General features: G+C 53.7%; 21 protein-coding genes. 11 read left to right on the top strand and 10 right to left on the bottom strand.

The window, feature by feature from the left end:
- Positions 1-39: 39 nt before the first annotated feature.
- Positions 40-1,476: an ammonia-forming nitrite reductase cytochrome c552 subunit gene (nrfA, locus tag EDF81_RS10745; RefSeq protein ID WP_123348132.1), complete on the bottom strand. Its 1,437-nt coding sequence runs from the start codon at positions 1,474-1,476 to the stop codon at positions 40-42.
- Positions 1,477-1,941: 465 nt separating this feature from the next.
- Between nrfA and EDF81_RS10740 the strand changes: the two genes are divergently transcribed.
- The 3 genes from EDF81_RS10740 (at position 1,942) to EDF81_RS10730 (ending at position 4,866) form a co-directional block, all read left to right on the top strand.
- Entirely contained in the window at positions 1,942-3,903 is a 1,962-nt protein-coding gene (locus EDF81_RS10740) for an acyltransferase family protein (protein ID WP_184999519.1), read from the top strand.
- Between the two features lie 249 nt (positions 3,904-4,152).
- Positions 4,153-4,491 (top strand): colicin E1 family microcin immunity protein, encoded by a 339-nt coding sequence (locus tag EDF81_RS24360; protein WP_123348130.1) that lies wholly within the window; start codon positions 4,153-4,155, stop codon positions 4,489-4,491.
- Positions 4,492-4,575: 84 nt separating this feature from the next.
- The gene (locus tag EDF81_RS10730) at positions 4,576-4,866 is read left to right on the top strand and encodes a hypothetical protein (RefSeq protein WP_123348129.1); all 291 of its coding nucleotides are present in this window, start codon (positions 4,576-4,578) and stop codon (positions 4,864-4,866) included.
- A gap of 53 nt (positions 4,867-4,919) precedes the next feature.
- Here EDF81_RS10730 and EDF81_RS10725 read toward each other — a convergent pair whose 3' ends face one another.
- On the bottom strand, positions 4,920-6,608 hold the full coding sequence (locus EDF81_RS10725) for an ABC transporter ATP-binding protein (protein WP_123348128.1): 1,689 nt from the start codon (positions 6,606-6,608) through the stop codon (positions 4,920-4,922).
- Between the two features lie 210 nt (positions 6,609-6,818).
- Here EDF81_RS10725 and EDF81_RS10720 point away from each other — a divergent pair, with 210 nt between their 5' ends.
- Positions 6,819-7,055 (top strand): DUF1272 domain-containing protein, encoded by a 237-nt coding sequence (locus EDF81_RS10720; protein ID WP_123349032.1) that lies wholly within the window; start codon positions 6,819-6,821, stop codon positions 7,053-7,055.
- A gap of 56 nt (positions 7,056-7,111) precedes the next feature.
- Here the strand turns inward: EDF81_RS10720 and phoA are convergent, their stop codons facing one another.
- Complete coding sequence (phoA, locus tag EDF81_RS10715; RefSeq protein ID WP_123349031.1) at positions 7,112-8,512, bottom strand: alkaline phosphatase; 1,401 nt, start codon at positions 8,510-8,512, stop codon at positions 7,112-7,114.
- A gap of 209 nt (positions 8,513-8,721) precedes the next feature.
- On the opposite strand from phoA, the gene EDF81_RS10710 reads away from it, so the two are divergent.
- Positions 8,722-8,970 (top strand): GlsB/YeaQ/YmgE family stress response membrane protein, encoded by a 249-nt coding sequence (locus EDF81_RS10710; RefSeq protein WP_123348127.1) that lies wholly within the window; start codon positions 8,722-8,724, stop codon positions 8,968-8,970.
- Between the two features lie 54 nt (positions 8,971-9,024).
- On the opposite strand, the gene dbpA is transcribed toward EDF81_RS10710, so the two are convergent.
- From dbpA to EDF81_RS10680, 6 genes are all read right to left on the bottom strand, one after another.
- The gene (dbpA, locus tag EDF81_RS10705) at positions 9,025-10,407 is read right to left on the bottom strand and encodes an ATP-dependent RNA helicase DbpA (protein WP_123348126.1); all 1,383 of its coding nucleotides are present in this window, start codon (positions 10,405-10,407) and stop codon (positions 9,025-9,027) included.
- A gap of 106 nt (positions 10,408-10,513) precedes the next feature.
- Positions 10,514-11,248, bottom strand: coding sequence for a molybdate ABC transporter substrate-binding protein (locus EDF81_RS10700; RefSeq protein WP_123348125.1), 735 nt, complete (start codon positions 11,246-11,248; stop codon positions 10,514-10,516).
- Positions 11,245-12,003 carry an ABC transporter ATP-binding protein gene (locus EDF81_RS10695; RefSeq protein ID WP_123348124.1) on the bottom strand — a complete coding sequence of 253 codons (759 nt, stop codon included), beginning with the start codon at positions 12,001-12,003 and terminating at the stop codon, positions 11,245-11,247. The genes EDF81_RS10700 and EDF81_RS10695 overlap by 4 nt, the downstream gene beginning before the upstream one ends.
- 1 nt (position 12,004) lies before the next feature.
- Positions 12,005-13,024, bottom strand: coding sequence for an iron ABC transporter permease (locus EDF81_RS10690; RefSeq protein WP_123348123.1), 1,020 nt, complete (start codon positions 13,022-13,024; stop codon positions 12,005-12,007).
- The gene (locus EDF81_RS10685) at positions 13,021-14,073 is read right to left on the bottom strand and encodes an ABC transporter substrate-binding protein (protein WP_123348122.1); all 1,053 of its coding nucleotides are present in this window, start codon (positions 14,071-14,073) and stop codon (positions 13,021-13,023) included. Before EDF81_RS10685 ends, EDF81_RS10690 begins: the two co-directional genes overlap by 4 nt.
- A gap of 156 nt (positions 14,074-14,229) precedes the next feature.
- Positions 14,230-14,853: a helix-turn-helix transcriptional regulator gene (locus EDF81_RS10680; RefSeq protein WP_123348121.1), complete on the bottom strand. Its 624-nt coding sequence runs from the start codon at positions 14,851-14,853 to the stop codon at positions 14,230-14,232.
- A 355-nt stretch (positions 14,854-15,208) separates the two neighbouring features.
- Here EDF81_RS10680 and EDF81_RS10675 point away from each other — a divergent pair, with 355 nt between their 5' ends.
- From EDF81_RS10675 to EDF81_RS10655, 5 genes are all read left to right on the top strand, one after another.
- Positions 15,209-17,755 carry a BapA/Bap/LapF family prefix-like domain-containing protein gene (locus EDF81_RS10675; RefSeq protein WP_123348120.1) on the top strand — a complete coding sequence of 849 codons (2,547 nt, stop codon included), beginning with the start codon at positions 15,209-15,211 and terminating at the stop codon, positions 17,753-17,755.
- A gap of 107 nt (positions 17,756-17,862) precedes the next feature.
- On the top strand, positions 17,863-19,353 hold the full coding sequence (locus EDF81_RS10670) for a TolC family protein (RefSeq protein WP_123348119.1): 1,491 nt from the start codon (positions 17,863-17,865) through the stop codon (positions 19,351-19,353).
- Between the two features lie 10 nt (positions 19,354-19,363).
- Positions 19,364-21,523: a type I secretion system permease/ATPase gene (locus tag EDF81_RS10665; RefSeq protein ID WP_260232696.1), complete on the top strand. Its 2,160-nt coding sequence runs from the start codon at positions 19,364-19,366 to the stop codon at positions 21,521-21,523.
- 17 nt (positions 21,524-21,540) lie between these two features.
- Positions 21,541-22,830 carry an HlyD family efflux transporter periplasmic adaptor subunit gene (locus tag EDF81_RS10660; RefSeq protein ID WP_123349029.1) on the top strand — a complete coding sequence of 430 codons (1,290 nt, stop codon included), beginning with the start codon at positions 21,541-21,543 and terminating at the stop codon, positions 22,828-22,830.
- Positions 22,831-22,900: 70 nt separating this feature from the next.
- A complete protein-coding gene (locus EDF81_RS10655; protein WP_148049924.1) occupies positions 22,901-23,368 on the top strand; it encodes a phage tail assembly chaperone in 468 nt (155 codons plus the stop codon).
- A gap of 26 nt (positions 23,369-23,394) precedes the next feature.
- Here the strand turns inward: EDF81_RS10655 and EDF81_RS23935 are convergent, their stop codons facing one another.
- Positions 23,395-23,538, bottom strand: a complete 144-nt coding sequence (locus tag EDF81_RS23935; protein ID WP_148049923.1) for an Ecr family regulatory small membrane protein — start codon at positions 23,536-23,538, stop codon at positions 23,395-23,397.
- A gap of 199 nt (positions 23,539-23,737) precedes the next feature.
- Between EDF81_RS23935 and EDF81_RS10650 the strand changes: the two genes are divergently transcribed.
- On the top strand, positions 23,738-25,192 hold the full coding sequence (locus EDF81_RS10650) for a DASS family sodium-coupled anion symporter (protein WP_123348117.1): 1,455 nt from the start codon (positions 23,738-23,740) through the stop codon (positions 25,190-25,192).
- The last annotated feature ends 147 nt before the right edge of the window (positions 25,193-25,339 follow it).

Below are 25,339 nucleotides of genomic sequence, written 5' to 3'. Positions count from 1 at the left end.
CTCCGTTGAGTTATCCGCCCCTCGCGAGGCGGCGTGGGGTTATTGGCTTAACAGACCGTTTTTACGCGCCTGGTCTTCCCATTGCGGGATCGTTGTTTTGATAAAGTCCTGCTTCTCGGCATTGATTTGCTGCATGTTCAGACCGATTGCCTTCTGGGCTTTCTCCTTGGTGGAAATATCCGGCAGCGGGACCTCATCCGTGATGCCTTTGGTCGCCAGCAGACGAACCAACCGGGTACGCGCATCGGCGGTTTTGTCCATCGCGCTACCCAGCATCCGCAGACCTTCTTCCGGTGCGTGCATATGAATGCCGTGAGAGGCAATCGCCAGGTCCCAGCGCCATTGCGCGTGGCGGATATCCTGCAGAATCGGCTTCATCTCAGCTTCCGTCGCGCCGGCATCCCACGCGGCTTTTGCTTCAAAGTGCGCATGGACCAGCTGATCCTCAACCTTGATTTTCAGGTCATGAATCGCTTGTTTACGCTCGGCGACCACTTTTTGCAGGGACGCTTTGTCCTGGGTGTGGCAGTTGGCGCAGGTCTGTGGGAAGTTATCGAACGGATTACCGATCTTATGATCGGTGTAAAGCTTGCCTTCAGCGTTTTGCACTTTCGGCATATGGCAATCGATACAGGTCACGTTGTTCTTGCCGTGAATACCCGCGCTCCAGGTTTCATATTCCGGATGCTGTGCTTTCAGCATGGGCGCTTTGGACAGGGAGTTGGTCCAGTCAGAGAAGGCGATGGCATCGTAGTATTTCTCCATGTTCTCGACTTTCATGCCTTCGTCCCACGGGAACTTAACGGCTTTGTCCTTACCCTCAAAGTAGTATTCAACGTGGCATTGGCCGCAGACCATCGATTGTTGGTCAAAGCGACCGGCTTTATCAAAGGGTTTGCCAATGGCTTCCATCGCACGTGCCGCATAGGGGCGTGATAGCGTGAGCGCAGGCTTCCCTTTGGCGAAATCTTCCGAGGCGGTGTTATGGCAATCTGCACATCCCAGGTTGTTAACCACTTCCGGGCCGCCGCTTGCCCATTTACCGTGGAAGTAGCCCTCTTCACCCTCTTTCTGGATCAGACGGGCTACATCCGGGCTTTTACAGCTCCAGCAGGCCATCGGCATCGGGCCGTCCTCGGCGGTTTTTGGGGCACCGGTACGTAAGGTTTCACGCACATCGGTGACGGCATACGCGTGTCCACGCGGTTTGTTGTAATCGCGGGAGAAGGCATATCCGGCCCACAGAATCACGAGGCGTGGATCTTCTGCCAGCGCATCTTCACGGGCTGACTGCTCCGACGTGGCTTTCCATGAGAGGTATTGATCGGGATGCTGAGGGGAGAAGGTTTCATTCTTCGCTTCAACGGTGACGGGCTTTGCGGGTAAAGACGTTTGTTCAGCGTGAACAGAAGAAATAAATAAAAACGGTAATATCAGGCTGAAAAAACGGCGTACGCGTGATTTTGTCCTTGCCATAGGGGTCTCATCCAGATGACGCCATCGTGTTCAATGGCGGTTCTTTTTATTGTTTTCCATAACAGCAACCACTCTCATACTGTCATCACATTGCTCAGCCCTCTTTGTAACAAGAAACCACACTGAAAATGTTGTTTTTAATCAATTGTAAGTGCATGTAAAATGCCACTTTAGGGGTATTTGTGCCCTCTGCGCTCTAACTCTTTGGTCGTGGCGCAGAAAACGTATCGTGCATTAATCAACTTAATGAATGCCATATGCCGTTATTCTGCGTGACAGAGGATGCTTCAGCCTCTTATTGATTCAACGAACGGATGCTAATCTGTGATTATTCCTAAAAGCGATACAGACTATGGAGCAGCTATCGTGCTCCCTTTATAATTTCGGACATTAAATTGTCTTTAATAAAAAACCATTCTGGCGATGGCGGTTTTACACTGCTATCTCACTCATTCAGAGATAATCATGAACCCTACAGTCAAATACCGGGCTGATATTGATGGTTTGCGCGCGTTCGCCGTGCTTTTTGTGGTGCTCTTTCACTTTGGGCTAGGATTCCCCGGTGGTTTTGTGGGGGTCGATGTCTTCTTTGTTATTTCCGGTTACCTTATTGGTGGTCATATATATCAAAGTAAGCTGGAAGGTCGATTTTCCTGGGGGGCATTTTACGTTCGTCGAATAAAAAGGATCCTGCCTGCCCTTATTACCGTATTGATTGCGGTCTGGCTGATTATGTTTTTTATTGCGACGCCAGCAGACTTCAAAAGACTGGGGCGTGATGCTGCGGCAACGTTGCTGTCTATTTCCAACGTGACGCTCTGGAATTCTATCGATTATTTTAGCCCCAATGCAGAACATAACCCCTTGCTGATGACGTGGTCGCTGGCGGTGGAAGAGCAGTTCTATTTTCTTGCGCCTTTGCTGATCCTTACCCTGACGCGTTTTGATAAAAACAGGTCGCTCTGGCTGATGGCTATCGCGACGCTATTCTGTTTTATCCTTGCTGCCGTTGGGACAATCAAGGCACCGAATAGCGCGTGGTTTTTGACGCCTTTCAGAGCCTGGGAGCTATTTGCTGGTGCGCTACTGGGTATGGTACATACCCATTATCCTGCGGGTTTTTCATCCAAAAAAGACAATGTCAAATCCGCTGTGGGACTCGCGTTGGTCACCCTCTGTGCGCTGTTCTACGGTAGCCAGACATCCTTCCCCGGCATCGGCGCTTTGCCGGTTATTCTCGGGGCTGTGTTGCTTCTGGACGCTCAAACGGCTTTTATCAACCGTCGCCTGTTTTCCTGGAGGCCACTGCGTTTTATCGGGCTGATCTCCTATTCACTCTATCTCTGGCACTGGCCGGTTATTAGCCTTTATCGCTACCTTTGCGAAGCCGAACCGGGAGCAGTAACCCGTATTTTGCTGGTCGCTCTCTCGATGGTTCTGGCAACAGTCAGCTACTACGTAATCGAAAAACCTTTCCGGGCCGCACAGCATCCGCAGCCACGGGTGTTCTGGCGCTACGGCGCTGTTATGGGCCTGCTTACCCTTATTTTTGCCATGACCTGGCAGCAAAAAGGTTTTCCCTCCCGCTGGCCGCTGGAGTTCACCCGGATGCAGGCTGAGATCGAAGAAGCGGAAGATCTCTGCATGACGTCCTACGGCGATACGCTATTGACGGGAAATGCCCTCTGCAACGGTGGGGCGCGCGGCCAAAAGAAAATTGCGTTAATCGGCGACAGCCACGCAGGCGCTCTGGCTGCCGCGTTTCGTGAACTGGCGCAGGAGCACCAGCTGACGCCGGTCATTTTTGCGAAGTCTTCCTGTGCGCCGCTGTTGGGCGTCTATCGTCATTCTGCGGGCTGGCCGCTCCACGATGCGCAGTGTCGGGATTTCAAGCAGGATGTGGATGACTATTTGGCCCGGGATGAGCAGATATCGACCGTTATCATTGCGGGTTTCTGGCAATCCGGTTTGATGGAGGGAAAAGCCCCCTGGCTGTCTGAAAACGCGCCGTCATTACGGCCCGACCAGGCGTTGCAACAGGGGCTAGCAGAAACCATTTCCCGCCTGCAGCGGATGGGCAAACGTGTGATTGTTCTGGGGGATGTCCCGATGATGAGTTTTACCCCGGAAAAACGTGTGATGCGCTGCTTTAGCCGCACTTTTGCGTATGCTAATCCACAAGGTAGCGGAGTGTGTGAATTTGCCGGTCATGATAGCATTGAGCCCGATACTGCTTCGGCACTGCTGAACAACGTGTCGATGCAGCAGAATGCCGTGTTTGCCAACCTACAGGACGCGCTGTGCGACACAGCAACCTGCCGCTTTGCTGAAAGTGCTCATATTTACTATAAAGACCCTCATCATTTAACCCGATATGCTGCGGATAAAGTGCTGAGAAGCGTCCTGATGCCTCTTATTACGCCGTAAGAAACGATCCCATCAGATGGGGCGCGGACGTCCGTTCACACTTACGTTTTCTGAGTATGACGTGGTAAAGGCATGGTGGTTTGAATCCCACCTGAATACGGTTGAATCTTACCCTGGATGCGAATGCTGGGGTGACTGGGTTCAGGAGATGCTGGAACGGTAAGTCACCGTCGTTTGAAACTCGCGTGAGTAAATTATTATCATAGGTGGTATGCTGTGATTATATGACGGAGCTCATTGGGTTATGAAATGACATTGAACTACTACTTTAGAAATATATTTCCTGGACTTGTCTTGGTTTGTATGTCTTTTTATGGCTGGATGCAGTCTCCTGAAAATGACATGAAATTGACAATACTTATTTTTACTGTGGTGAGTTGCCTACTCTGTCCATTTTCAAAAAAATGCCTGGAAAGCATTGCGCTGAGATTTACTAACAGGTGCTTTTGGCAAAAAAGAGCTTTTACGGATTCTGCCGGTGGGAGCTTGATCGCTCTTTTTTATGTGTTCTGCTTTATTCTTGCGATCCCCTTTTCCTTTATCTATTTCATTTTCAATGTAAAATCCCTTAAGCATAAGAGTGGGTAACAAAACATCATATATCCTATTCTGGTATCCGGATCCATTGCTGCTGTCAGAAAGGGATGTGTAATATCTACGGAGAAAAGCATAATGAAATTCAGTGCTATTATCTTTGCGTTATTCACTTTTTTATTTGTTTTTTCTTCAGGAACCACACTGGCTAAGCAGCAAACAACTTCAGACGATAAGATAAAACAGCTCATTATCGAAGAGTCGATAGCAGCCTATCCTGGCGTATGCGCCTGTCCTTTTAACAGGGCCAGGAACGGCAGCTCCTGCGGCCGCCGTAGTGCCTGGAGCAAGGCGGGCGGCTACTCGCCTGTTTGTTACAAAGACGAAGTGACTCAAGAGATGGTCAGGGAGTGGCGAGATAGAAATTGACCGTAAATACCGTATTTGTTTTCCTCCGAACGTCGTCGCAACGGCGATCGTGGTTAGAGGTTTTTTGTTATATCAAGCGTGTAGTCTTTCATCTCTATCACTCTGCACGCCATGTTTGTCAGACGTTCATTCAGAAAGTGCGTAACTAAAATTATCGCGGTGCCTTTAGCGAGTAACTCACTAATGCAATTGATTAACATTTCTATATTTTGTTTATCTATGTTTGAAAAAACCTCATCCAATAATACTATAGGTGCTTGATTATACAGACATCTACCAAATGATATTCTTAATTGTTCACCGCCAGAAAAAATCTTCCCATCTTCTGCGTTACAGTTCGAATCTAATAAGTGAGAAAGATTCAGCTTCTTTATTATTGAAAGGGCGCGAGCATGATCAATATCACTGTCTGGATAGGCAATGTTATCAATGATATTCTCTTTGTCGATATAAAAATTTTGAGAGATATACGTCAATATCGATCTATATCCTTCTATATCGAGGGTGGTGATGTCAGTATCGTTTAAGAAAATTGTGCCGGCCGCAGGATGATATAACCGCAAAATAGTTCTGAGCAATGAGGTCTTTCCTGTGCCGCTGGCACCTTTAACGATAAGCATTTCACCGGAGCCACAAGAAAAAGAGAGCTTGTTGAGGAGTTTTCTTTCACTAAAGCCTAATGATAAGTTTTTTACACTGATACGAATGCTGTTGAAGGTCTTTGTCACAGCACCCTCGTTATTTTCCGAGTCCAGGGAGTAGAGGTGTCTTATTTCTTTACAGGATATAATGCCTTTCTGAATCAGTTGGTAGTAAGAGGCTATATTTCTGACAGGGGAAAAGAATTTATTGGCATAGGACAGGTTAATAGCCAGGGCTCCTATAGGGAGAAAATTTTCATATATATTATGGATGGTGTAGAGCATAACAATAGATACACCAAGTACCCTTGCTCCGCCCTCAATGGGGAAAAAGAGTGCTAAACTCCTGGCGCCTGAAACTCGGGTTTTTAATGATTTTGATAAAATATAACCAAAGTTTTTATTTTCATATGCCTCGCCATTATGAACTTTAACCTTTTCAAATTGCGAAACTAATTGTTCTGATTTTTCCGCAAGTAATGAATCATAATCCCTGGTTTTTTTTGCAACAACTCTTTGTTTTCTCCCTGTGACGATGCTGGCCAAATAGATTAGTGGGACGATCAGGAGTTGGATGATTAAAATCTTGTAGTCTACTATGATTAAGTAGATAGAGATAAAAATAAAATCAACTAGATCAGAGAGTAAAGTATAAAATGGTCGTTCAAAAATAAAACTTAACCTGGCCGTGTCATTTATGACTAAATTAACTACATCTCCTTTATATAGTTTCAGCTGCGTATCGAACTTTAGCGTGGTTAGTTTTTTGAAAACGGATGCGCGAACATTGGATATGATTTTTTCTGATATAACGGTGGCCAGGTAGGAATAGTAGTTCTTCAGTAGAATGGCGAGCAAAGAGAATATAAAAAACATAAACACATAAGTTAAAACATGATACTGGTTGGTTTCACCGGTTAGAAATGAAAAAGGGCTTTTACTGGCTGCGATGTCATTGTTTGATAAGCTATTTAATATTAAGCTGACAAATTGCTCTGGTAATAAAGAAAAGAATGACGTGATCGCGGCCAGCAGAAAGCAAAAAAACAACCCTGTTAGTTTAATTCTGGATTTTCTAATGATAAAAATAACGTCATCCACTTTTGAAATCCTTTTCTGTTTATTGCATTCCGTTTCTGTGAAAATTATTTTAGTGATTATACTCTTACCGTTCGATGCAAAGAAATATATGCATCACACTCTACGTTTCTGTACGAACGTCGATTCCTCAGGCCGGTATTGTTGAAAACGGATGATGTTCAAGGCAAAGTGGGTACTTTCAACGCGCCAGATACCACGGAGCACCGCATTATGCTGGAACTCAGACCCGGCTGTGAATGTTGCAACACCGATCTTCCCGCCGATTCCGGCGAAGCGCTGATCTGCTCGTTTGAATGTACCTTCTGCGCACCCTGTGCAGAGAAGATGGACATGCGCTGCCCGAACTGCGGCGGTGAACTGGTAAGACGGCCTCGTAGGGCAGCGGAAAAATGGGTCAATAACCCGGCCTCGATAACCCGCGTGTTTAAACCGCAGGGCTGCGCCTGAATAAAAAAAACCGTAGCCCGACAGTCAGGCTACGGTTTTTTAAAGCGGGTGGGGGCCTATTTTAAACCCAGCGCGTTTCTCATCGTGTAGAACAGGTCGGTCTGGTCGGTCAGGCCGACGACGTTCGCGGCGTGAGGGCCGTAGGCGGCAACGCGAAGCTGGCTGCCGGTGTGGTTTTGCGAATCGTCTTCTGAGTTGCCATAGCTGATGGTCATCACTGCGTCATCTTTGGTGTTGAGCGCCTGCGTCAGCCCCGGCGCTTTTGAGCCGTTCTCAAGGATTTGGCTTGAGTGGGCGTGGTCGGCGGTCACGATCACCAGCGTATTGCCGTCGCGGCGGGCGAACTCCAGCGCTTTTTGCACGGCTTCATCCAGATCGACAGTCTCGCCAATTTGCCCACACGGGTTGGCGGCGTGATCCTGCTTATCGATAGAGGCTCCTTCGACCTGCAGGAAGAAACCGTTCGGCTGCTTGCTCAGCAGGTCGATGGCTTTATCGGTCATCTGTGCCAGCGTTGGCACGCTGGCGTCGCGTTTGGCGTTGACTTCACAGGTGACCGGCGGCTGGTCCAGATTGCCGTGGTAGGTGGCTTTCGGCCCCAGCCAGCGCACGGGCATGTTGCCGTCGGCGAACAGCCCCAGCAGCGGCTTGTCCTGATTCGCAGCGGTAATACCGTTCAGGCTGCTGGCGTCCGTGACCAGCTGATAGCCCATGGCTTTGGCCTGCTCGCTCAGGGTTTGTCCCTGGAATTTACCGGCCTTCGCCATTTCTTTAAACGTCGCCGCACCGCCGCCGAGGGTGACATCGGCGCGGGTGACCAGCAGCTGTTCGGTGATGGAGCCGCGACCGCCGTTTTCCAGCGCGTTGGTGGCACACAGCTCGCTGGTTTTCACCGGGCCGTAGCATTTACGTGAGGTGACGTGCGAAGCCTGCGCGGCCGGGGTGGCATCCTGTAACTCGGAAGTGGTCACGTTGCCGGTGGCTTTGCCCGCCGCTTTGGCAATTTCCAGCAGGGTCTGGTGATCCTTGCCATTAACGTCAACGCCCAGCGCGCCGTTATAGCTCTTCACGCCGCTGGACCAGGCGGTCGCGGAGGCGGCGGAGTCGGTCACATAGTTCGGCTTATGGGTTTTTTTATCCAGCGAGTAGTGGGTGTACTGTCCGGTGAGCGGCAGGGCATCGATACCCTCAAAGGAGCCGCCCGCACCCAGAGCATAGTTGCGCGCTGCGGTAATCTCAGAATCCCCCATGCCGTCGCCAATCAGCAGGATGACATTTTTCGCCGTTTTATTACTGAGAGAGGCTTTCAGAAACTCGGTCTGATCCGCTGTCAGTCGGCGTGCGCCGCCCGGCTGAGTCAGGTCGCCCTGAGCCTGGCGGTGATAATCGGCGTCGGCAGCGATGGCGCTGCCCGCCATCAGGGAAACAATAAGAGAAACCAGCAGTTTACGTTGCATATCGTTACGCTCGCTTTTATTTAAGAAAAATAACATCCGTTTACACATAGAGTAAAACCAATGCAGATGACAAAAATATGAACGTCTCTTCTCTGGCAATAGGTCTGAAATAGCGGGATTTTTTCTTATCCTGGCAGGCAGAATGGCCATGATGTGCCAGGCTTAATCAGGTTAGTTTTGTCTGTAGCTTTTAATGGATGAGGTGAATAATGGGTATTCTTTCCTGGATTATTTTTGGGTTGATTGCAGGTATTCTGGCGAAGTGGATTATGCCGGGTAAGGATGGCGGTGGGTTTATTATTACCGTTGTTCTGGGGATCATCGGTGCCGTCGTGGGCGGATGGATCAGCACCTTTTTTGGCTTCGGTCGGGTCGACGGGTTTAATTTCGGCAGCTTTGTGGTGGCGATTATCGGCGCGCTGGTCGTGCTCTTTGTTTACCGCAAAATCAGAAGTTAAAGAGTCTCTTGTCTGATGCTGAGCCGCCTGATGGGCGGCTCTTATTATTGCGGTTTATTTTAACAGCAGCACTTTACAACTCTTGCCTTTAATCTTGCCGCTCTGCAGCTGCTGTAAAGCCCGTTTTGCGCTGGCTTTACGGATCGCCACATAGGCATGCACCGGATACATATCGATTTTACCCACTTCCGCCGCCGTCAGCCCCGCATCACCGGTCAGCGCACCGAGAATGTCGCCAGGGCGTATTTTGGCTTTACGGCCGCCATCAATACACAGGGTCACCATCTCTGGTTCGAGCGGAGCGCTGTTGCTGCGGCTAATTTCGCTGGCCGGCGCCCACGTGACCTGCATCCCGGGATAGTCATCAATCGCATTAGCGCGGCTGATTTCCTGCGGCGTACAGAGACTGATGGCCAGTCCTTCCATTCCGGCACGGCCTGTACGGCCAATGCGGTGGACGTGGACTTCCGGGTCGAAAGCCAGCTCAAAGTTAATCACCAGCTCCAGCTCTTTAATGTCGAGACCGCGGGCGGCAACGTCGGTTGCGACCAGAACGCGGCAGCTGCGATTGGCGAAGCGGACCAGCACCCGATCGCGGTCGCGCTGTTCCAGATCGCCATGCAGAGCCAGCACGCTGATACCGCGAGCATCCAGCGCGTCAAAGACGCTCTGGCAGTCGCGTTTGGTATTACAGAAGATGACGCAGGAAGCTGGTTGATAATGTCCCAGCAGCGCCGTCAGTAGCGGCATACGCTGTTCTTTGGTCGTTTCGTAGAAACGCTGTTCGATGCGGGTTTCCTCGGCATCATCTTCCACGTCAAAACGCTGCGGATCGCGCTGTACGCGGGCGCTGATGCGTTCGATCTCTTCCGGATAAGTGGCTGAGAAGAGCAGGGTCTGGCGATCCGGTGGCGTATAGGAGATGACATCGTCGATAGCGTCGGTAAAGCCCATATCGAGCATCCGGTCCGCTTCATCCAGCACCAGTACCTTGAGGCTGTCCAGCACCAGTGATTTTTTGCGTAAATGTTCCTGAATGCGTCCAGGCGTACCGACGACAATATGCGGGGCATGAACCAGCGAGTCGAGCTGGTGGCCCATCGGCTGGCCGCCGCAGAGGGTCAGGATTTTAATGTTTTGCGCAAAACGCGCCAGGCGGCGCAGCTCTTTGCTTACCTGATCCGCCAGTTCACGGGTCGGGCAGAGGACCAGCGCCTGGGTGCAGAAGTCGCCCACTGCAATGCGGTTGAGCAGCCCGATACCAAACGCCGCCGTTTTGCCGCTGCCGGTTTTTGCCCTGGCCCGCACGTCCGCGCCGCTCAGTACGGCAGGCAGCGTCATCGCCTGAACCGGCGTCATTGCGCTGTAGCCCAGCTCAGTAAGGTTGGATAACTGCTCAGCAGGCAGCGGAAGAGAAGAGAAAGCGGTTGTACTCACAGTGGTTACTCGATCAGAACGACAAAACGAAAGGCGACGCCAGCATCGTGCGGCGCGGTGTGCGGCAATAATAGCAAAATTCACGGCCGTTGGCCGGGTTTCGTGCCTAAAGCAGCGGGGTAAAGCCGTTATTGAGCAGAAAACCTTGTCCTTCCGGGGACTGAATATAGTCCGCGAGCAGCCGGGCTTCGGAACGGGCGGGTTTGATTAGCGCCAGCATATAGTCAGCATCAATGCGGTAAGGCGCAGGAAGCTGGAGTACGTGCAGATCCGGCTGACCGATCAGCAACGGCAGATAGCTGGCATAGCCAATATGAATATCAGCCCGCCCGGAGCGAATCAGCCAGCTGGCCGCCATCATCCCGGCGGGAACACTCTCGCTCGCGGGACCGCCGACCAGCGCTCTGGCCCGTTCACGCAGGGCTTTTCCCCAGCCGCGATGGAGATGCTCGATGCGCTCAAAGAGCTGAACCGCATAATCCCCGCCCGGATCGCTGCCCGGCGTCGAGGTGGACAGGATAAAACGCGGATCGCGCAGGGCCATCAGCCAGGACTGCGAGGTCAGCTCGGGAATATTGCGCATCACAATACAGAGCTGGTTGCGGGTAAAGAGCGCGGTCTCTTCCGCCAGACCCAGGTTTTTCAGGCGCAGCGGATGGGCGCAGTTGGCGGAGGCAAAGAGATCCACGGCATCCCCGCGAAGAATCGCCTCGCTTAACAGCCCGGCCGGGCCGAAAGTGGGGGTGATATCGACGGCATAGCGCTGGCTAAACGTCTCCAGCAGTGGCGTAAAGGCGCGGCGCAGGCTGCCGGCAGCGTAAATATTCAGGGACGCGTTCACAAGGCTTCCTCTTTGTTCAGAAGCGGCACCAGCGTGCGGTAACCTTCCACGCTGACCTCCCTTACCGGCAGGCCGTAAAGACGGGAGAGATTCTCTTCGGTGATCGTCTCATCGCAGGAGCCATAGAGAAACTGGCGATCCGCCATCAGCAGCAGCGCCCGGTCGGCTATCGCCAGAGCGTGGGCGGGATCGTGGGTGGTCAGCAGAATACTGAGATCGGTCGTCCTGGCCAGTCGCTGAAGCAGGCGCAGGACATGGGCCTGGTTTTGCCAGTCGAGCGCGGCGGTGGGTTCATCCAGAATCAGCATCCGGCACTCGGACGCCAGTGCGCGGGCAATCAGCACCAGCTGGCGCTGCCCGCCGGAGAGCGCGTTAAAATCCCTGTCGGCCAAATCGGTAATGCCGAGCTGGGCCAGCGCATCGCGGGCTACCGCCACATCGTGCGCGGAGGGCAAGGCGAACAGACGGATCCTGGCCGCACGGCCCATCAGCACCATATCCAGCACGCTATAGGCAAAGGGCGGGGTAAATATCTGCGGCACAAAGCCGACCGGGTCCGTGCAATGAAGCGTTCCGGCAATCGGCGGTAAGTGGCCGATCAGCGTATGCAGCAGCGTGGTTTTGCCGCGCCCGTTAGTGCCGAGAATGGCGGTGACTTCACCGGCCCGGCAGCGGAGATCCAGCGGCGGAAAAAGCCCCTGCTGAGGAAGATAGCCATACTCCAGTCCGACGGTCGATAAGGGGATCGTGGGCATGTTAGCCTCCTCTGTTCTGGTGCCGGGTGCGGTACAGCAGCACGGCAAAAACCGGTGCTCCGAGCAGCGCCGTCAGGATCCCCACCGGGATCTCGGCGGCACTCAGGGTTCGGGCCAGAGTGTCCACCAGCAGCATAAATGCGCCGCCCAGCCACAGGGAGACCGGCAGCAAACGCCGGTGATCGGCCCCGACCAGCAGACGCGCAACGTGGGGGATGACCAGCCCGATCCAGCCAATGCTTCCGCTGACCGCAACCTGTGCGGCGGCGATAGCGGCGCACAGGCATAAAATCAGCCAGCGCAGGGGCTGGACGGCCACACCCAGCGCCCGCGCATCCTGTTCACCCATCGACAGAACGTTAATATGCCAGCGTAATCGCAGCAGCAGGCCGCCTGCGACGCACAGCACGGCTGCCAGAGTCAGCAGCTTATCCGGCCGCGCGGTGGCGAAACTGCCCAGCAGCCAGAAAACGATATTCGGGAGTTTCTCTTCCGTATCCGCCAGGTACTGCATCAGGCTGACCAGCGCGCCGAAGAAGCCGCTGAGGATCACCCCGGCCAGAATCAGGATCAGAACGTTATGTTTCCCCAGCGCCGTCGCCATCACGAAGATCAGCAGCAATGCCGTCATACCGAAGGTAAAGGTGGAGAGCAGCAGCAACAGCGGAGACCAGCTCAGCAGAATCGCTAAGGTGCCACCAAAAGCCGCACCGGCAGAGACGCCGATAATATGCGGGTCGACCAGCGGGTTACGAAAAACGCCCTGCAGGGTTGCGCCGCTCAGCGCCAGCCCGGCACCGGCACACAGCGCCAGCAATATGCGGGGGAGTCGGACGCTCCACACGACCTGGCGTTCAATATCGCTAATCGTCGGGTGGCGTCCCGACAGTGGCTCGATCAGGATTTGCACTACCCGCCAGGGAGAGAGGCCATAGTGGCCCATCCCCAGCGAGCAAACGGAGATTGCCAGCGTCAGTGTGATGACCGCCAGCAGGGTAATGCGGTACGAACGAGGTTTCATTGGGCCGGGCGATAGTCCATGCGGTAGAAGCGCTGGTAATACGCATCCGCTGCTTTTTGCATATCCACATCGGCGAAGCGTTCAGGATAGAGTTTCTTCGCCATCCACAGTTCGCCAATCGCCAGCGCCTCCGGCATCGGGTAGCCCCAGGCCTTAGCGTACTCCGGCATCAGGTAAACCCGATGATTTTTCACGGCATCAATAGCCTGCCACGCCGGATCGTTCTGGATTTTATTCACCTCGTCCGGGTAGCGATCCTGGACGAAAATAACCTGCGGGTTCCACTCCAGCACGTTCTCAATGGAAACCTGCTTAAAGCCTTTGATGGAGGCGGCCGCGACGTTGATGGCCCCGGCGTGTGACATCATCAGGCCGGTGTATTTCCCCGAACCGTAAGTGGTGAGGTCAGGGTTTGCCATATAGACGCGAATGCGTTTCTCGGGAGCAATAGTTTGTAAGCGCGTACTGACCTGCTGACGGGCATTGAATGTGTAATCGATCAGCGCCTGGGCCTGTTTCTGCCGCTCCACCACCTCGCCAATCAGGCGAATACCGGTTTTCAGCCCTTCGTTATAGGCGGTGTCTTCATCGGTCATTGCCGGGTTGATTTTATTGGCTTCTCCTGCACTATCCTGACGCAGGGAAATGGCAACCACCGGGATACCCGCCTGCTCGATCTGCGAAATCATTTCCGGCGGGGCATAATTTGCGACAAACACCACCTGAGGGGCGAGTTTCAGCAGACTCTCAATATTCACCTGCGTCAGGTCGCCCGGCATCGGCAGATTGACAAGGCCCGGTGCCAGACGAATATAGTGCTCGCCCAGCTGTTTTTTCCAGCTCGACAGGATACCGACGACGCTCTCCTGCGCGTCCAGCTGCACCAGCAGGTTCAGGGTCTGATGCTGGAGGACCACCACGCGGTTAACATGGTCAGGGATTGTGACCTGACGTCCCAGCTGGTCAGTAACCTGCCGTGCCGCCCATACATTAGAAAAGACAAAAAACAGTCCTGCCAGCCACAGCGTGCGGCTCCATTTATTTTTCATTTTGCGCTACCTGATAAACGTTATGTACAAAATTATACAGCGATAGCGGGCAAGAAAACACGCATTAACGCTCGGCTACTCACTAAGGGGCGGGAAGAAGCTCGGCGGTGACATTATGGAAGCCACAGGCCTTCTGCTATGGTCTGCGGTACAGTTTCAGTGGTGCGATTTGAGCCCTGATGACGTCAGCGACTTCATATAAATAGAGATAATCGACAGCGCTTTTAGGGTATTGGGCATGCCCATTTTGCGCATCAGTCGGGCTTTAAGGCTGCTGATGGTTTTGATATTTCGATGCCTTATCTCAGAGATCTCTTTTACGGAAAGTCCCTCTGCCAGCATCATCAGAATTCGTGATTCAATGCCGGTTAATCGGGTATTCATTCGCTGATGAGGGACTCGCTCTCTTTCCAACAATAATCTGACAATAGCCTCTTTTACATCGCACAGTGGCGCATTATGCGAAACATATAAACAATCAATTTTGAATACGCAGGATAATATCTTCTGCAACACATCGTGGCACACAATGAGCATATTCGCTTTACCGACCTTAGCCAGTCGCCTTTCGATCCACTGAATGTCGCTGTAATTGATATTGCATTCATTTATTACAGCGATAATTTGTACGGCATTATTGCTCTCGTGAATATCATCAAGGCGTTCGTAGGTAATAAGTTGGCTATGGAAAAAACAACTTTCCAACAATGAGTTAAGCCCATTTGCGGTGTAGTGGCATCCACCGACAATAGCCAGTCCTTTTGTCTTTCGCTGTGTCATGATATCCGTAATCTTATTTGTCCATGTCTGACAGAGATTATAATGTTTTTAACGCTATGCTCTACTAAAGTCATCATATAAAACTGGCCCATAACCCACTCTGTATTTGTTTCTTTGTGGGACGAATCCTAATGTCCATCTAATTAAACCGAGTGAAAACGAAACATATTGGCTAAATAATGTGTGTTTTGTGCGTACATTCTTAATTCACCCCGGGTATATGCCATTTTAATACCCCATGGGTTATATTCCCTAGCCACACTGGAACACGGTTTTTACTGGGAATATAGACGGTTGTTGCAGTATTGTTAATGAACTCTTAATAATTAAGATGCTCTGAACAGAGGAAGACGTCATGCAGAAAATGGAGATTATTTCCGCTTCTGGAAATATAAAGTCAATGGTGGTCGGCGGGCGCTACAATATTACCCAGCCGGGCGTTACCGTTAAAATGGAAGTCCCTAAAGGCGGCATTATTGGCTCACAAAAAGTCAATAACGACCTGCTCCTGGTGATGAAAGATGGCGAGAAAGTCACGCTGGAGAACTTCTTTGTCGCGAATGGTGGGGTAAAAAACAAGCTAGTGCTTGATGATGGCGGAAGCCTCTATGTGGCGGACTACAATTCCCAAAGTTTTGCGGGTCTGAGCTTTACGCCTGTCGCCAGTATGAACGAGGTGATCGCAGCGGAAGAGGGCGGAATCAGCACTGCGGCATGGGCCATTCCTCTGGTGGGGCTGGCGGCTATTGGCGGCGGTATAGCGATTTATAACCGCAACAGCAGCGATGATAACCACAATAACAGCAGCAACGATGAGAGTACGCAGGCGGCAGCGAAAGCGCTGACCGAGACCCAGGCGGCGCTTGATGCCAGCAGCGCAAGCTTAGACGCTTCACTGCAGGAGCTTGAGGCTGCGGTTGTGGCGATGAAAGCAACCCAGGATGATGCCTCTGTTGCCGCGGTAAACACGGCGAAAGCTGCTCTGGACGAGGCTGCACAGGCGCTGCAAACGGCCAGTACCGCTCATCAGACGGCGATCGACAATGCGAAAGCCAAAGGCATTGATACTACGGCCGCCGAGCAGGCTGAAACCGCCGCACAGCAGAGCATCGTTACCGCCACTGAAGCCAGTGATGCCGCGGTGGTTCTGACGGAAACCGCGCTGGCGCTGATTGCCGCAGCCACCGGAGAAGCCTTCACCACTGTCCAGCTTAGCCTTGCCAGCACCCAGAGCGATGTTGAGCTGGCGAAGTGTCAGCCGACAGAGGAAAACGTGGGCTCCTGTACGCAATATCAGGAGCAGGCGGACCAGGCGTTAGCCGAGATGCAGGAGCTGATCAACCAGCTGGAACAGCTGATTCAGAATGCGCAGGAGCAGGGCTTTGACGCAGGCATTTGCGGCTCTCTGCTCAGCCGCTTGCAGACCGAGTGCGATGAGACGGCTCTGGCGATTGCTGAAGCCATTGCCCAGGCGCAGCAGAACAAGCTGGATCTGGACGCGGCAAATGAAGCCGTTCTGGCCGCGAATGAAGCGATGGAAGCGGCAGTACAGCAAAAAGCCGAAGCGGCAGGGCAGCTGAGTGCCGCCCTGGCGCTGAAGGCGGAAGTGCTGGAAAACAATCAGCTTGATCGCATCGATGAAGTGAACCTGAGTATCGCCAAGGCCAATGCCGCGCTGGCGGCTGCCGCTGTTGCTGCGGACAATGCCAATGCTGCAGTGGTCGCTGCAGAGGAAGCGATAGCGAAGGTGAGTCCTGATGTTGAAGCTCAGCTGATCCCGGAAACAGGGGGATCTATTGATGTCAGCGATCTACAGAGCATCGATACGGGTCTGCAGAGTGACACGCATAAAACATTCTTTGAAGCGCTGCAGGATTTTGCCCAGTCTATCATTGATTCGGCAAAGGCTATCTTCCAGCAAATCCTCGACTCTAAACCGGTTGAAATCATCCAGTCGGTGATTAGCGATATTATGGACGGTATCGGTGCTGTCACCGATGTGCTGGCGGGCAAAATTGGTGCCGTTGTCGATGCCGTAGGGACCGCATTCAGTGCCGTTGGTAACCTGATTGGCACCGGAGCCACCTTCTTTAGCTCACTGTTCAGCTTGGGCTTTGACGCCGTAAAAGAAGTGCTTGGTAGCATCACTGAAGGTATTGGTGCGGTCGTTTCCGGAATTACCCAGGGCGTATCCGATGCGCTGTCGGGTATGACGCTGACAGACTGGATCAACCCGCTTAAGTGGGTGGTGCTGGTGAAGGATGTCATCGTCAATAGCGTTGGTAATGTCTTTAACAATCTTGTCGATGTCATCACGGCGCTGCCGGGGAAATTTATCGATTCGGTAACGGCTAAAATTGCTGAAGTGGGCGGGGCGCTGAGCACCAAGTTCAGCGAGGCGTTTACCATCATCAAGGATTCGGTCAGCGATGTCCTGAAAACGGTATTCGATGCGTTTATTCAGAATCCGTATGAGACGCTGCTGAAGCCAATTATTGATAAGATCACCGATCTTATCAGCAATCCGATCGAATCTATTTCGTCGCTGATTTCTGCCATTGTCGAGAGCGTCAAAGATGGCATTGATATTGTTAAAAGCATCCTGTCGCTGCCGGGTGAATTGATTAATAACGTGGTGAAACTGGTCACCGATATTATCGATTCTTTCGGTTCCGATTCGGTAGTGAACGGCGACGGCACTGAAATCCAGGATCTGATCAAAAGCGTGATTGAAGACTCGATCTCGTCAACCGACAGCGGCGACATCAATCTGGACGCCATTCTGGGTGGGACGGCGGAAGAAACGGCCAGTGAGACCGTGGCGGATAACGTCACTGAAATCGCCACCGCAACTCTGCAGATCGCCATTGTTACGGATGATAACCTCGCTGTTGCAGCATAATTATTGACCCTTTGCGCTCCGGTAACCCGGAGCGCATTTATCACCCGGTAGTCATTCTGTTCTCATCCGGACCGCCTGGTCTGGTAGCGAAAGGACGTCGTTTAACCATGAGAATTTATTATTTTCCCGACGCGAAAATTTGCCTCTTTTTCGCGGTTTTCGCCTGCGCGACTTACGGATACAGCGCCGAAGATAAGCTCTGGCCGGTGACCTTTAACGACGGTGGGGAGTCTGCGGCTGTGCAACATATTGAGACGGCTGAAGTCGTACCGCAGCAGGAAAAGCCCACGCCGGTATTTGTTGCGGCGCCTGCAGCGCCGCAGCCGGTCGCGGAGTCGACCATCACCGTGGTGGCACCCGCCCGCCGTCAGGATGCCAGCAGCACAAGTCTGTGGGATGCCGTAGCGCTGGCGGTGAAGTGGCATCCGCTGATTAAACGCGCGGAGCAGGAGCTGGCGCAAAGTCAGGAAGCGATTAATGAAGCGGAGGCGGGCTGGCTGCCTTCGCTGAGCGCCGGGGTGAAATCCGGTTTTGAAGAGAACCAGTATAGCGGGCGCGATGAAGGCTCCAGCGCGCTGGTGCTGAGCGCCAGTCAGCTGCTGTACGATTTTGGCAAGACGGAAAGCAAGGTCGGGCTGGCGAACACCACGGCACGCCATCAGGCGAGCAGCCGGGATAAGAGCGTCAGCGATATTGCATATGAAACGGTGAGCGATTATCTGCAGGCCGTGCGCTATCAGCGCCTGGCCGAAATTGCGGCCACGCAGGTGACGGGTTTTTCTACCATTAATGAGATTGCCCGTAAGCGTGCAAGCCTCGGGGCCAGCGCCCAGTCTGATTATTCCCAGTCGAAGGTGCGCTTAGCCTCATCCGTTGCCGCACAGCATGACTATCAGGCCCAGGCCAATCGCTGGTCGGCGGCGCTGGACAGCATCACCAACAGCGCCGTCTCATCCCGGCTAAGCATGCAGTTCCCTGACGGAATGGAGGGGATCTGTCGCAATACGCCCACCGGGAATATCACTTCGCCCACTATCGCCATGGCCCACGCGCAGATCGATATGGCGCGGGACAGGGTCGCGGCGGCAAAAGCGGACTATTACCCGACGCTTTCGCTGGATCCCAGCTACGAATATCAGCTTGATGATGACAGTACCTCGACGAATCGAAGCAGCAAAAAAGGCCGCTGGGGCGTCTTTATCAACGTCAGCGTCCCGCTGTATGAAGGGGGTTCTCAGGTCTCGAGGACCCGCCAGTCGGAGCAGGTATTGCAGGCCGCGCAGTATAACCTCGATCGGGAAAAAACCGATGCCGTGCAAAAGCTGAACGAAGCGACCAGCCAGATTGCCAGCATGCAGGAAAGCCTGGTTGCCAAAAAGACCCGCGAGGGCGAGGCGTTGCAAACCCGCGATCTCTACAAGATGCAGTATATCGAGCTGGGTAATCGCTCGTTTTCCGACCTATTGACGGCCGAGGCGGAAATTCATCAGACGCGGATGGATATCGTCAATCAGTCATACACCATGACTCTGCTTTCCGTTGAATGCTTATATTACTCGGGACAGCTGGCGGATTATTTTATTGCCGGTCGGCAGTAAGGATACAAAGATGATGATGGATATTTCAGATGAGCAGCAGGTCGCGATGCCGCCTGTGGACGTGGAAAGTGAGCAGCGTCCGGACCTGCTGAGCTGGCAGGAGGCTATTGCGGACGTGGCGCACCATTACCGGCTGGATGTTTCCCGACAGACAATGACGATCGCCGCGCAGTGGCACCAGCATCAGACCGGCGATGATCCGATTCGGATGATGGCGAAACAAGCCGGGCTGGCCATGAAAACCGCGTCGTTGGTCACCTTCCGCTTTAGCAGCTGGCTGCTGCCTGTGGTGATTGAAATGCACGACGGGCGCGTGGCGGTGCTGAAAAATATTGAGGCGGGCGAGCTCTATATTCTTGCCTTCGCTGAAGAGCAGGGGCTGCTGACCACCTTTACCCGCGAAGAGCTGCTGGAAAATGGCCGTCGCGTGGTGCTGTTGCGTCCGGTGAAAAACGCGGCCGATCCTCGCGTCGATGACTATATCAAACCGGCGGAAAAGCACTGGATCTGGCAGATTGTGTTCAGCGATATCCGCCCCTATTTTTACGTGATCCTCGGCTCCCTGTTTGTCAACGTGCTTGGGCTGGCAGGTATCACCTATTCGATGCAAACCTACGACCGTATCATTCCGGCCCAGTCGTACCCGACCATGTGGGTGCTGTTTGCCGGCGTGGCGCTGGCGTTTGTTTTCGATCTGATGCTGCGCATGATGCGCTACAGCATCACCGATATTCTCGGTAAGCGGGCGGATCTGCGTATTTCCGATCGGGTATTTGGCCACGCGCTGCGGATCCGCAACGGCCATCGGCCCCAGTCGACGGGCACCTTTATTTCCCAGCTGCGGGATCTGGAGCAGGTGCGGGAGATGATCACCTCCTCGACGGTGGTGGCAATCGCCGATCTGCCGTTCTTCTTCCTGTTCCTGTTTATTATCTGGATGCTGGGCGGGATTGTCTTTCTGGTGCCGCTGGCCGGGATGCTGCTGATGGTCCTGCCGGGGTTCCTGTGTCAGGATAAACTGGCGCTGCTGGCGCGTGCCGCCATGCGGGAGTCCAATCTACGCAGCGCAATGCTGGTGGAGAGCGTGCAGGGGCTGGATGATATTAAAAGCCTGCAGGCCGAGTACCGTTTCCAGCAGCAGTGGCTGCATTACACCACCACCACTGCGCAAAGCAGCCTGGAACTCAAGCATTTGACTCACCAGCTCACCTCCTGGTCCTATCTTATCCAGAATGCCGTCTTCGTCTGCGTGGTGCTGGTCGGCACGCCGCTGGCGATGAGCGGCGAGCTTTCTACCGGGGCGCTGGTGGCCTCCTCGATATTAAGTTCGCGGATGATGGCGCCGATTTCGCAGCTGGCCGGGATCCTCACCCGCTGGCAGCAAACCAAAGTCGCCATCGCCGGGCTGGACAGCCTGATGGACCTGCCGGTAGATAATCCCCAGGGGAGCCAGCGGGTGCATAAGCCCGCTCTGTACGGTCACTATCTTCTGAAGGATACGCGTTTTCGCCATCATATCAGCAGCTCGCATGCGGCCCTGCACGTCAACACCCTGGAGATCCGTCCCGGCGAGCGCATTGCGCTGCTGGGGCGCAACGGCGGCGGCAAGTCCTCTCTGTTGAACGCGCTGGCGGGTCTGATGATCTGTGAAGAAGGCGTCATGACCCTGGACGGTATCAAGCCTGAAAATATCGATCCCGCCGATCTGCGGCGCGATATTGGCTACCTGTCCCAGCGTTCGCGCCTGTTCTACGGTTCGGTCCGCGAAAATCTTACCCTCGGTATGCCGCTGGCTAACGACCAGGAACTGCGGGCCGCGCTGGAAAAAAGCGGGGCGCTGGGCTTTATTCACCAGCTTCCGAACGGGCTGGACTATCGGGTGCAGGAGGGTGGAACCGGGCTGTCCGGCGGTCAGATTCAGTCCCTGCTGCTGAGCCGGTTGATTTTGCGCAATCCGGATATTGTCCTGCTGGATGAACCCACCGCGTCGCTGGATGACGAAACCGAGGCAGAGTTTGTCAGTCGTATGCAGCCCTGGCTGGCGGGTAAAACGGTGGTGATCGCGACGCACCGCAAGAAAGTCCTTGAGCTGGTTGAACGCGTGGTGGTGATTTCTCAGGGGCGTATCGCTCTGGATGCCGCGAAGCAGCAGGTTATCGGTTCACTCTAATGGAAGGTGAAAAGCGCATGGCAAGTCAGAGTTTTTGGGCCCGCGTAAAAGGCCGGGTTGCTGCCGTTACAGAATTTATTCAGACGGTATTTATTGCCAACAGAAAGCAGGGTCTCGCAGCCGATGGTGCCGGTATTGACGATGCGGTGGCCTTCTCCGGAGTGAACGAGGTCAGCCTGAGCGGCGCACGGCGAGTCATTTTCATCATCATCGCTTTTTTAGCCCTGTTTGCGGTGTGGTGCAGTTTCTTCAGCATTGATGAAGTTTCAAAAGGCAACGGCAAGGTGATCCCCGGCTCAAAAGAGCAGGTGATCCAGTCCCTGGACGGCGGGGTGCTGGAGCGTATTTATGTCAAAGAGGGACAGATTGTCGAAGCCGGTGAAATCCTCGCCCAGCTTGACGTGGTGCGTACGGAGTCAACCTTCGAAGAGTATGAGGCGAAGTACCGTGCGCTGCTGGCCCAGCAGGTCAGGCTGAGCGCCGAAGGCAACGGTACGCCGCTGGCGTTTCCCGAGACGCTAAGCGGTTTTCCTGTGCTGGTTGAGGCTGAAACGCGCCTCTACACCTCGCGAAAAACGCAGTTCGAGGAGGCGATGCAGAACATTGCGGATGCCCGGAAGCTCATTAAAAACGAGCTGGCGATTAACACGCGTCTGGCTAAAGAAGGCGCTTCAAGTACCGTCGAGGTGATCCGTCTGCGGCGTCAGCTGGTCGATCTGAATATGAAAGTGTCCGAGCTGCAGGCGAATTATCACGTTAAATCACGCGAGGAGCTGTCAAAAGTCTCGGCGGAGATCTCCGGTATGACTCACGGCCTGCGTGGCCGACAGGATCTGGTGTCTAAATCGACCCTGCGCTCTCCGGTGCGTGGGATTATTAAAGATATCGAAATCAATACCATCGGCGGTACGCTCCCACCGAACGGGGCCATTATGCGCATTGTTCCGCTGGACGATACGCTGCTGATCGAGGCGCAGATCCTCCCCCGTGATATTGCCTTTATCCATCCGGGGCAGAAGGCGCGGGTCAAAATTACCGCCTATGACTACTCCATTTATGGCGACCTGCCTGGCGAGGTGATCACCATCTCCCCGGATACCATCAAAGATGAGCAGAAGCCGGATGTCGTCTACTACCGGGCCTATATTCGTACCGCGAAGGATTACTTACTCAATAAACAGGATCGGAAACTGTTTATTTCACCGGGCATGGTGGCCTCCGTGGACATTGTCACCGGACGTAAAACCATCGCCCGCTATCTGATCAAGCCTTTTAATAAGGTGAACGAGGCGTTAACCGAGCGCTAACGCTGACTTCCATAACCCGTAAACGCTCACGCGACGCTCCGTTGCGCGGGCGGCACATGCAAGGAAAACGATGATGGAAAATGAAACTAAAGATGTTGTTATTGGCACCCACGCTTTCACCCTGGTGCAGCTCGATCCCTGGCGTCGCCTGACGTTTATTGCCGACTTACAAAAGGAATTCCTTGCACCGCTGCTGGCGCAAAGTGACGCCAACGAGCTTTCGGGACTGCTTAACAGCGGTGAGAAGGGGGAAATGGACGTGATGGCCATTGTGTCTGGATTTTCCAGCGCCATCGACGGTAAAAGCCTTGAGAAGTGGACGCGTCGCGTGCTCAGCGACGGGCTGGTCATTTATACCCGGCCCGACGGGCAGCGGGCCAAGCTGAGTTTTGCCGAGCTGAATAAATTCTTTACTAACCCCACCGATATCATCGTGCTGCTGAAAGAGGCGGTCGTCCTCAATATGGTGGATATTGGTGAGCTGATGAAGTCTTTCTCGTCGTCGAAAGTCGGTGAGGCAAAGGTGACGGAAGCCTGATGACCGGGCTGGCTGGCGATAGCCTGTTAAACCGGCGTCACAATCGTCGGATAGAGCAGCGTCTCCAGCCAGCTAATGACGACCAGAACCTTACCGCTAAGGACGAACCACAGGCCGCCCGTCAGCACGGCGAGGACGAGAACCATAAGCGCTATTTCTGTTTTATGCATCTGGTCACCGGGTTAAAGATATCGGGCGATGATCGAGTTTACAGGTGGCTGCATAAACACACCAGCACCCTCTGGCGAGTCCGTGCGCCTGCCTACAACAAAATGCCCGTTTTTCGCCCAGGCCATCAAGCTTGATGCATATCAATACGCCCTGAATCACCCCCTACACAATAGGGGTAACTATTAAGGGTGTGAAACTATGACTGAGCTTAAAAACACAGTGGACGTAAAACTGGCCTTTCCGCTCTGGAAAGGCGTATTGACGGTGCTGTTTGGCGCCATAATCTGGTTTATACCGCCGCCAGCGGGACTGGCGGCCAATGCCTGGCATATGTTTGCCATCTTTGCCGCCACCATCTTCGCGATTATCCTCAAGGTGCTGCCGATGGGGGCGGTGACCATGATCGCACTGATCGTCTCCGCGCTGACCGGGGTGACGCCGCTGAGTGCGAAAGGGGATCAGGTGGCAGCGCTCTCCGGCTTTGCCAACGGCACCATCTGGCTTATCGGTATCGCCATGTTTATTTCCCGCGCGGTCATCAAAACCGGCCTCGGCAAGCGCGTGGCACTGTGGTTTATTTCAAAATGCGGCTCCAGCATGCTGGGCGTGGCCTACGGGCTGGCGCTTTCCGATCTGGTGCTCGGCCCGGGGATCCCGTCCGCCTCGGCGCGTGGCGGCGGCATTATGTACCCGATTACCCAGTCTATCGCGACCGCCTACCAGTCTGAGCCGGGGCCAACGGCGAGAAAGGCCGGGGCATTCCTGATGCTCTGCGTTTCGCAGATTGACGCTATCGTCTGTACCATGTTCCTGACCGCGATGGCGGGCAACCCGTTGGTGGCCGAACTGGCAAGAAGCCAGGGCGTCGAGATTAGCTGGACCACCTGGTTTATCGGTGCCATCGTGCCGGGCATCGCCTCCCTGATCCTGCTGCCGCTGGTGCTCTATTTCTTCTACCCGCCTGAACTGAAAAAGACCCCGGAAATCCCCGGCATTGCCCGCCAGGAGCTGAGAAAAATGGGGCCAATGTCGCTGGCGGAGAAAATCCTCGCCCTCGACTTTGTGCTGCTGATCCTGCTGTGGACCGTCGGCGATATCTTCTTCTCTATCCCGGCAACGCTTTCGGCCTTTATTGGCCTGGCGATCCTGCTGGTCAGCAATATTATGTCGTGGAAAAACATCGCCGAAGAGAAAACCGCCTGGGACACCATGTTCTGGTTTGCGGTGCTGGTGATGATGGCGAATGCGCTCAATAAGTACGGCATGATTAGCTGGATCTCAGAAAAAATCGTCGGCTACGTCGGGCACTTTGACTGGCTGACGGTATTCCTGCTGCTGGTGCTGGTCTATTTCTATACCCGCTATTTCTTCGCCTCTGCGATGGCCCATATTTCCGCTATGTATCTGGCTTTCCTGGCGGTGGCGATCTCGGTCGGTGCGCCGCCGCTCTTTGCCGCGCTGGTACTGGGTTATACCTCCAACCTGTCGATGGGGCTGACCCAGTACTCCGGCGGTCCCGGTCCGGCGCTGTTTGGCTCGGGTTATAACACCACCGGTCAATGGTGGGGCGTCAGCTTTATCGTATCGATTGCCTCAATCCTTATCTGGCTGCTGCTGGGCGGGGCGTGGATGAAAGTGGTCGGCTTCTGGTAAAACCGCCTGCAATCAGGGTTGATAATACAAAGGGAATGCGTATAGTTCTCATTCTCTTTGTTATTACTGCGCTCGCAGGGAATATAATCATAAGCCCTGGTAACGAGCCTCCGCCCCGACTGATTAATAAGGTGAAGGATTTCCCTG

The organism is Enterobacter sp. BIGb0383 (assembly GCF_003751845.1).
In the GTDB taxonomy this organism is placed as follows: domain Bacteria; phylum Pseudomonadota; class Gammaproteobacteria; order Enterobacterales; family Enterobacteriaceae; genus BIGb0383.
The sequence above is the reverse complement of the archived record's forward strand: the minus strand, read 5'-3'. Positions and strand labels throughout refer to the sequence as shown.

Bases quoted from the DNA above. Each gene is read 5' to 3' on its own strand.
- EDF81_RS10710 (WP_123348127.1), top strand. From the start codon at position 8,722: ATGGGTATTCTTTCCTGGATTATTTTTGGGTTGATTGCAGGTATTCTG.
- EDF81_RS24360 (WP_123348130.1), top strand. From the start codon at position 4,153: ATGACATTGAACTACTACTTTAGAAATATATTTCCTGGACTTGTCTTG.
- EDF81_RS10680 (WP_123348121.1), bottom strand. From the start codon at position 14,853: ATGACACAGCGAAAGACAAAAGGACTGGCTATTGTCGGTGGATGCCAC.
- EDF81_RS10685 (WP_123348122.1), bottom strand. From the start codon at position 14,073: ATGAAAAATAAATGGAGCCGCACGCTGTGGCTGGCAGGACTGTTTTTT.
- EDF81_RS10690 (WP_123348123.1), bottom strand. From the start codon at position 13,024: ATGAAACCTCGTTCGTACCGCATTACCCTGCTGGCGGTCATCACACTG.
- EDF81_RS10695 (WP_123348124.1), bottom strand. From the start codon at position 12,003: ATGCCCACGATCCCCTTATCGACCGTCGGACTGGAGTATGGCTATCTT.
- EDF81_RS23935 (WP_148049923.1), bottom strand. From the start codon at position 23,538: ATGCATAAAACAGAAATAGCGCTTATGGTTCTCGTCCTCGCCGTGCTG.
- nrfA (WP_123348132.1), bottom strand. From the start codon at position 1,476: ATGGCAAGGACAAAATCACGCGTACGCCGTTTTTTCAGCCTGATATTA.
- phoA (WP_123349031.1), bottom strand. From the start codon at position 8,512: ATGCAACGTAAACTGCTGGTTTCTCTTATTGTTTCCCTGATGGCGGGC.
- EDF81_RS10650 (WP_123348117.1), top strand. From the start codon at position 23,738: ATGACTGAGCTTAAAAACACAGTGGACGTAAAACTGGCCTTTCCGCTC.
- EDF81_RS10655 (WP_148049924.1), top strand. From the start codon at position 22,901: ATGATGGAAAATGAAACTAAAGATGTTGTTATTGGCACCCACGCTTTC.
- EDF81_RS10670 (WP_123348119.1), top strand. From the start codon at position 17,863: ATGAGAATTTATTATTTTCCCGACGCGAAAATTTGCCTCTTTTTCGCG.
- EDF81_RS10740 (WP_184999519.1), top strand. From the start codon at position 1,942: ATGAACCCTACAGTCAAATACCGGGCTGATATTGATGGTTTGCGCGCG.
- EDF81_RS10660 (WP_123349029.1), top strand. From the start codon at position 21,541: ATGGCAAGTCAGAGTTTTTGGGCCCGCGTAAAAGGCCGGGTTGCTGCC.
- EDF81_RS10675 (WP_123348120.1), top strand. From the start codon at position 15,209: ATGCAGAAAATGGAGATTATTTCCGCTTCTGGAAATATAAAGTCAATG.
- EDF81_RS10730 (WP_123348129.1), top strand. From the start codon at position 4,576: ATGAAATTCAGTGCTATTATCTTTGCGTTATTCACTTTTTTATTTGTT.
- EDF81_RS10665 (WP_260232696.1), top strand. From the start codon at position 19,364: ATGATGATGGATATTTCAGATGAGCAGCAGGTCGCGATGCCGCCTGTG.
- EDF81_RS10720 (WP_123349032.1), top strand. From the start codon at position 6,819: ATGCTGGAACTCAGACCCGGCTGTGAATGTTGCAACACCGATCTTCCC.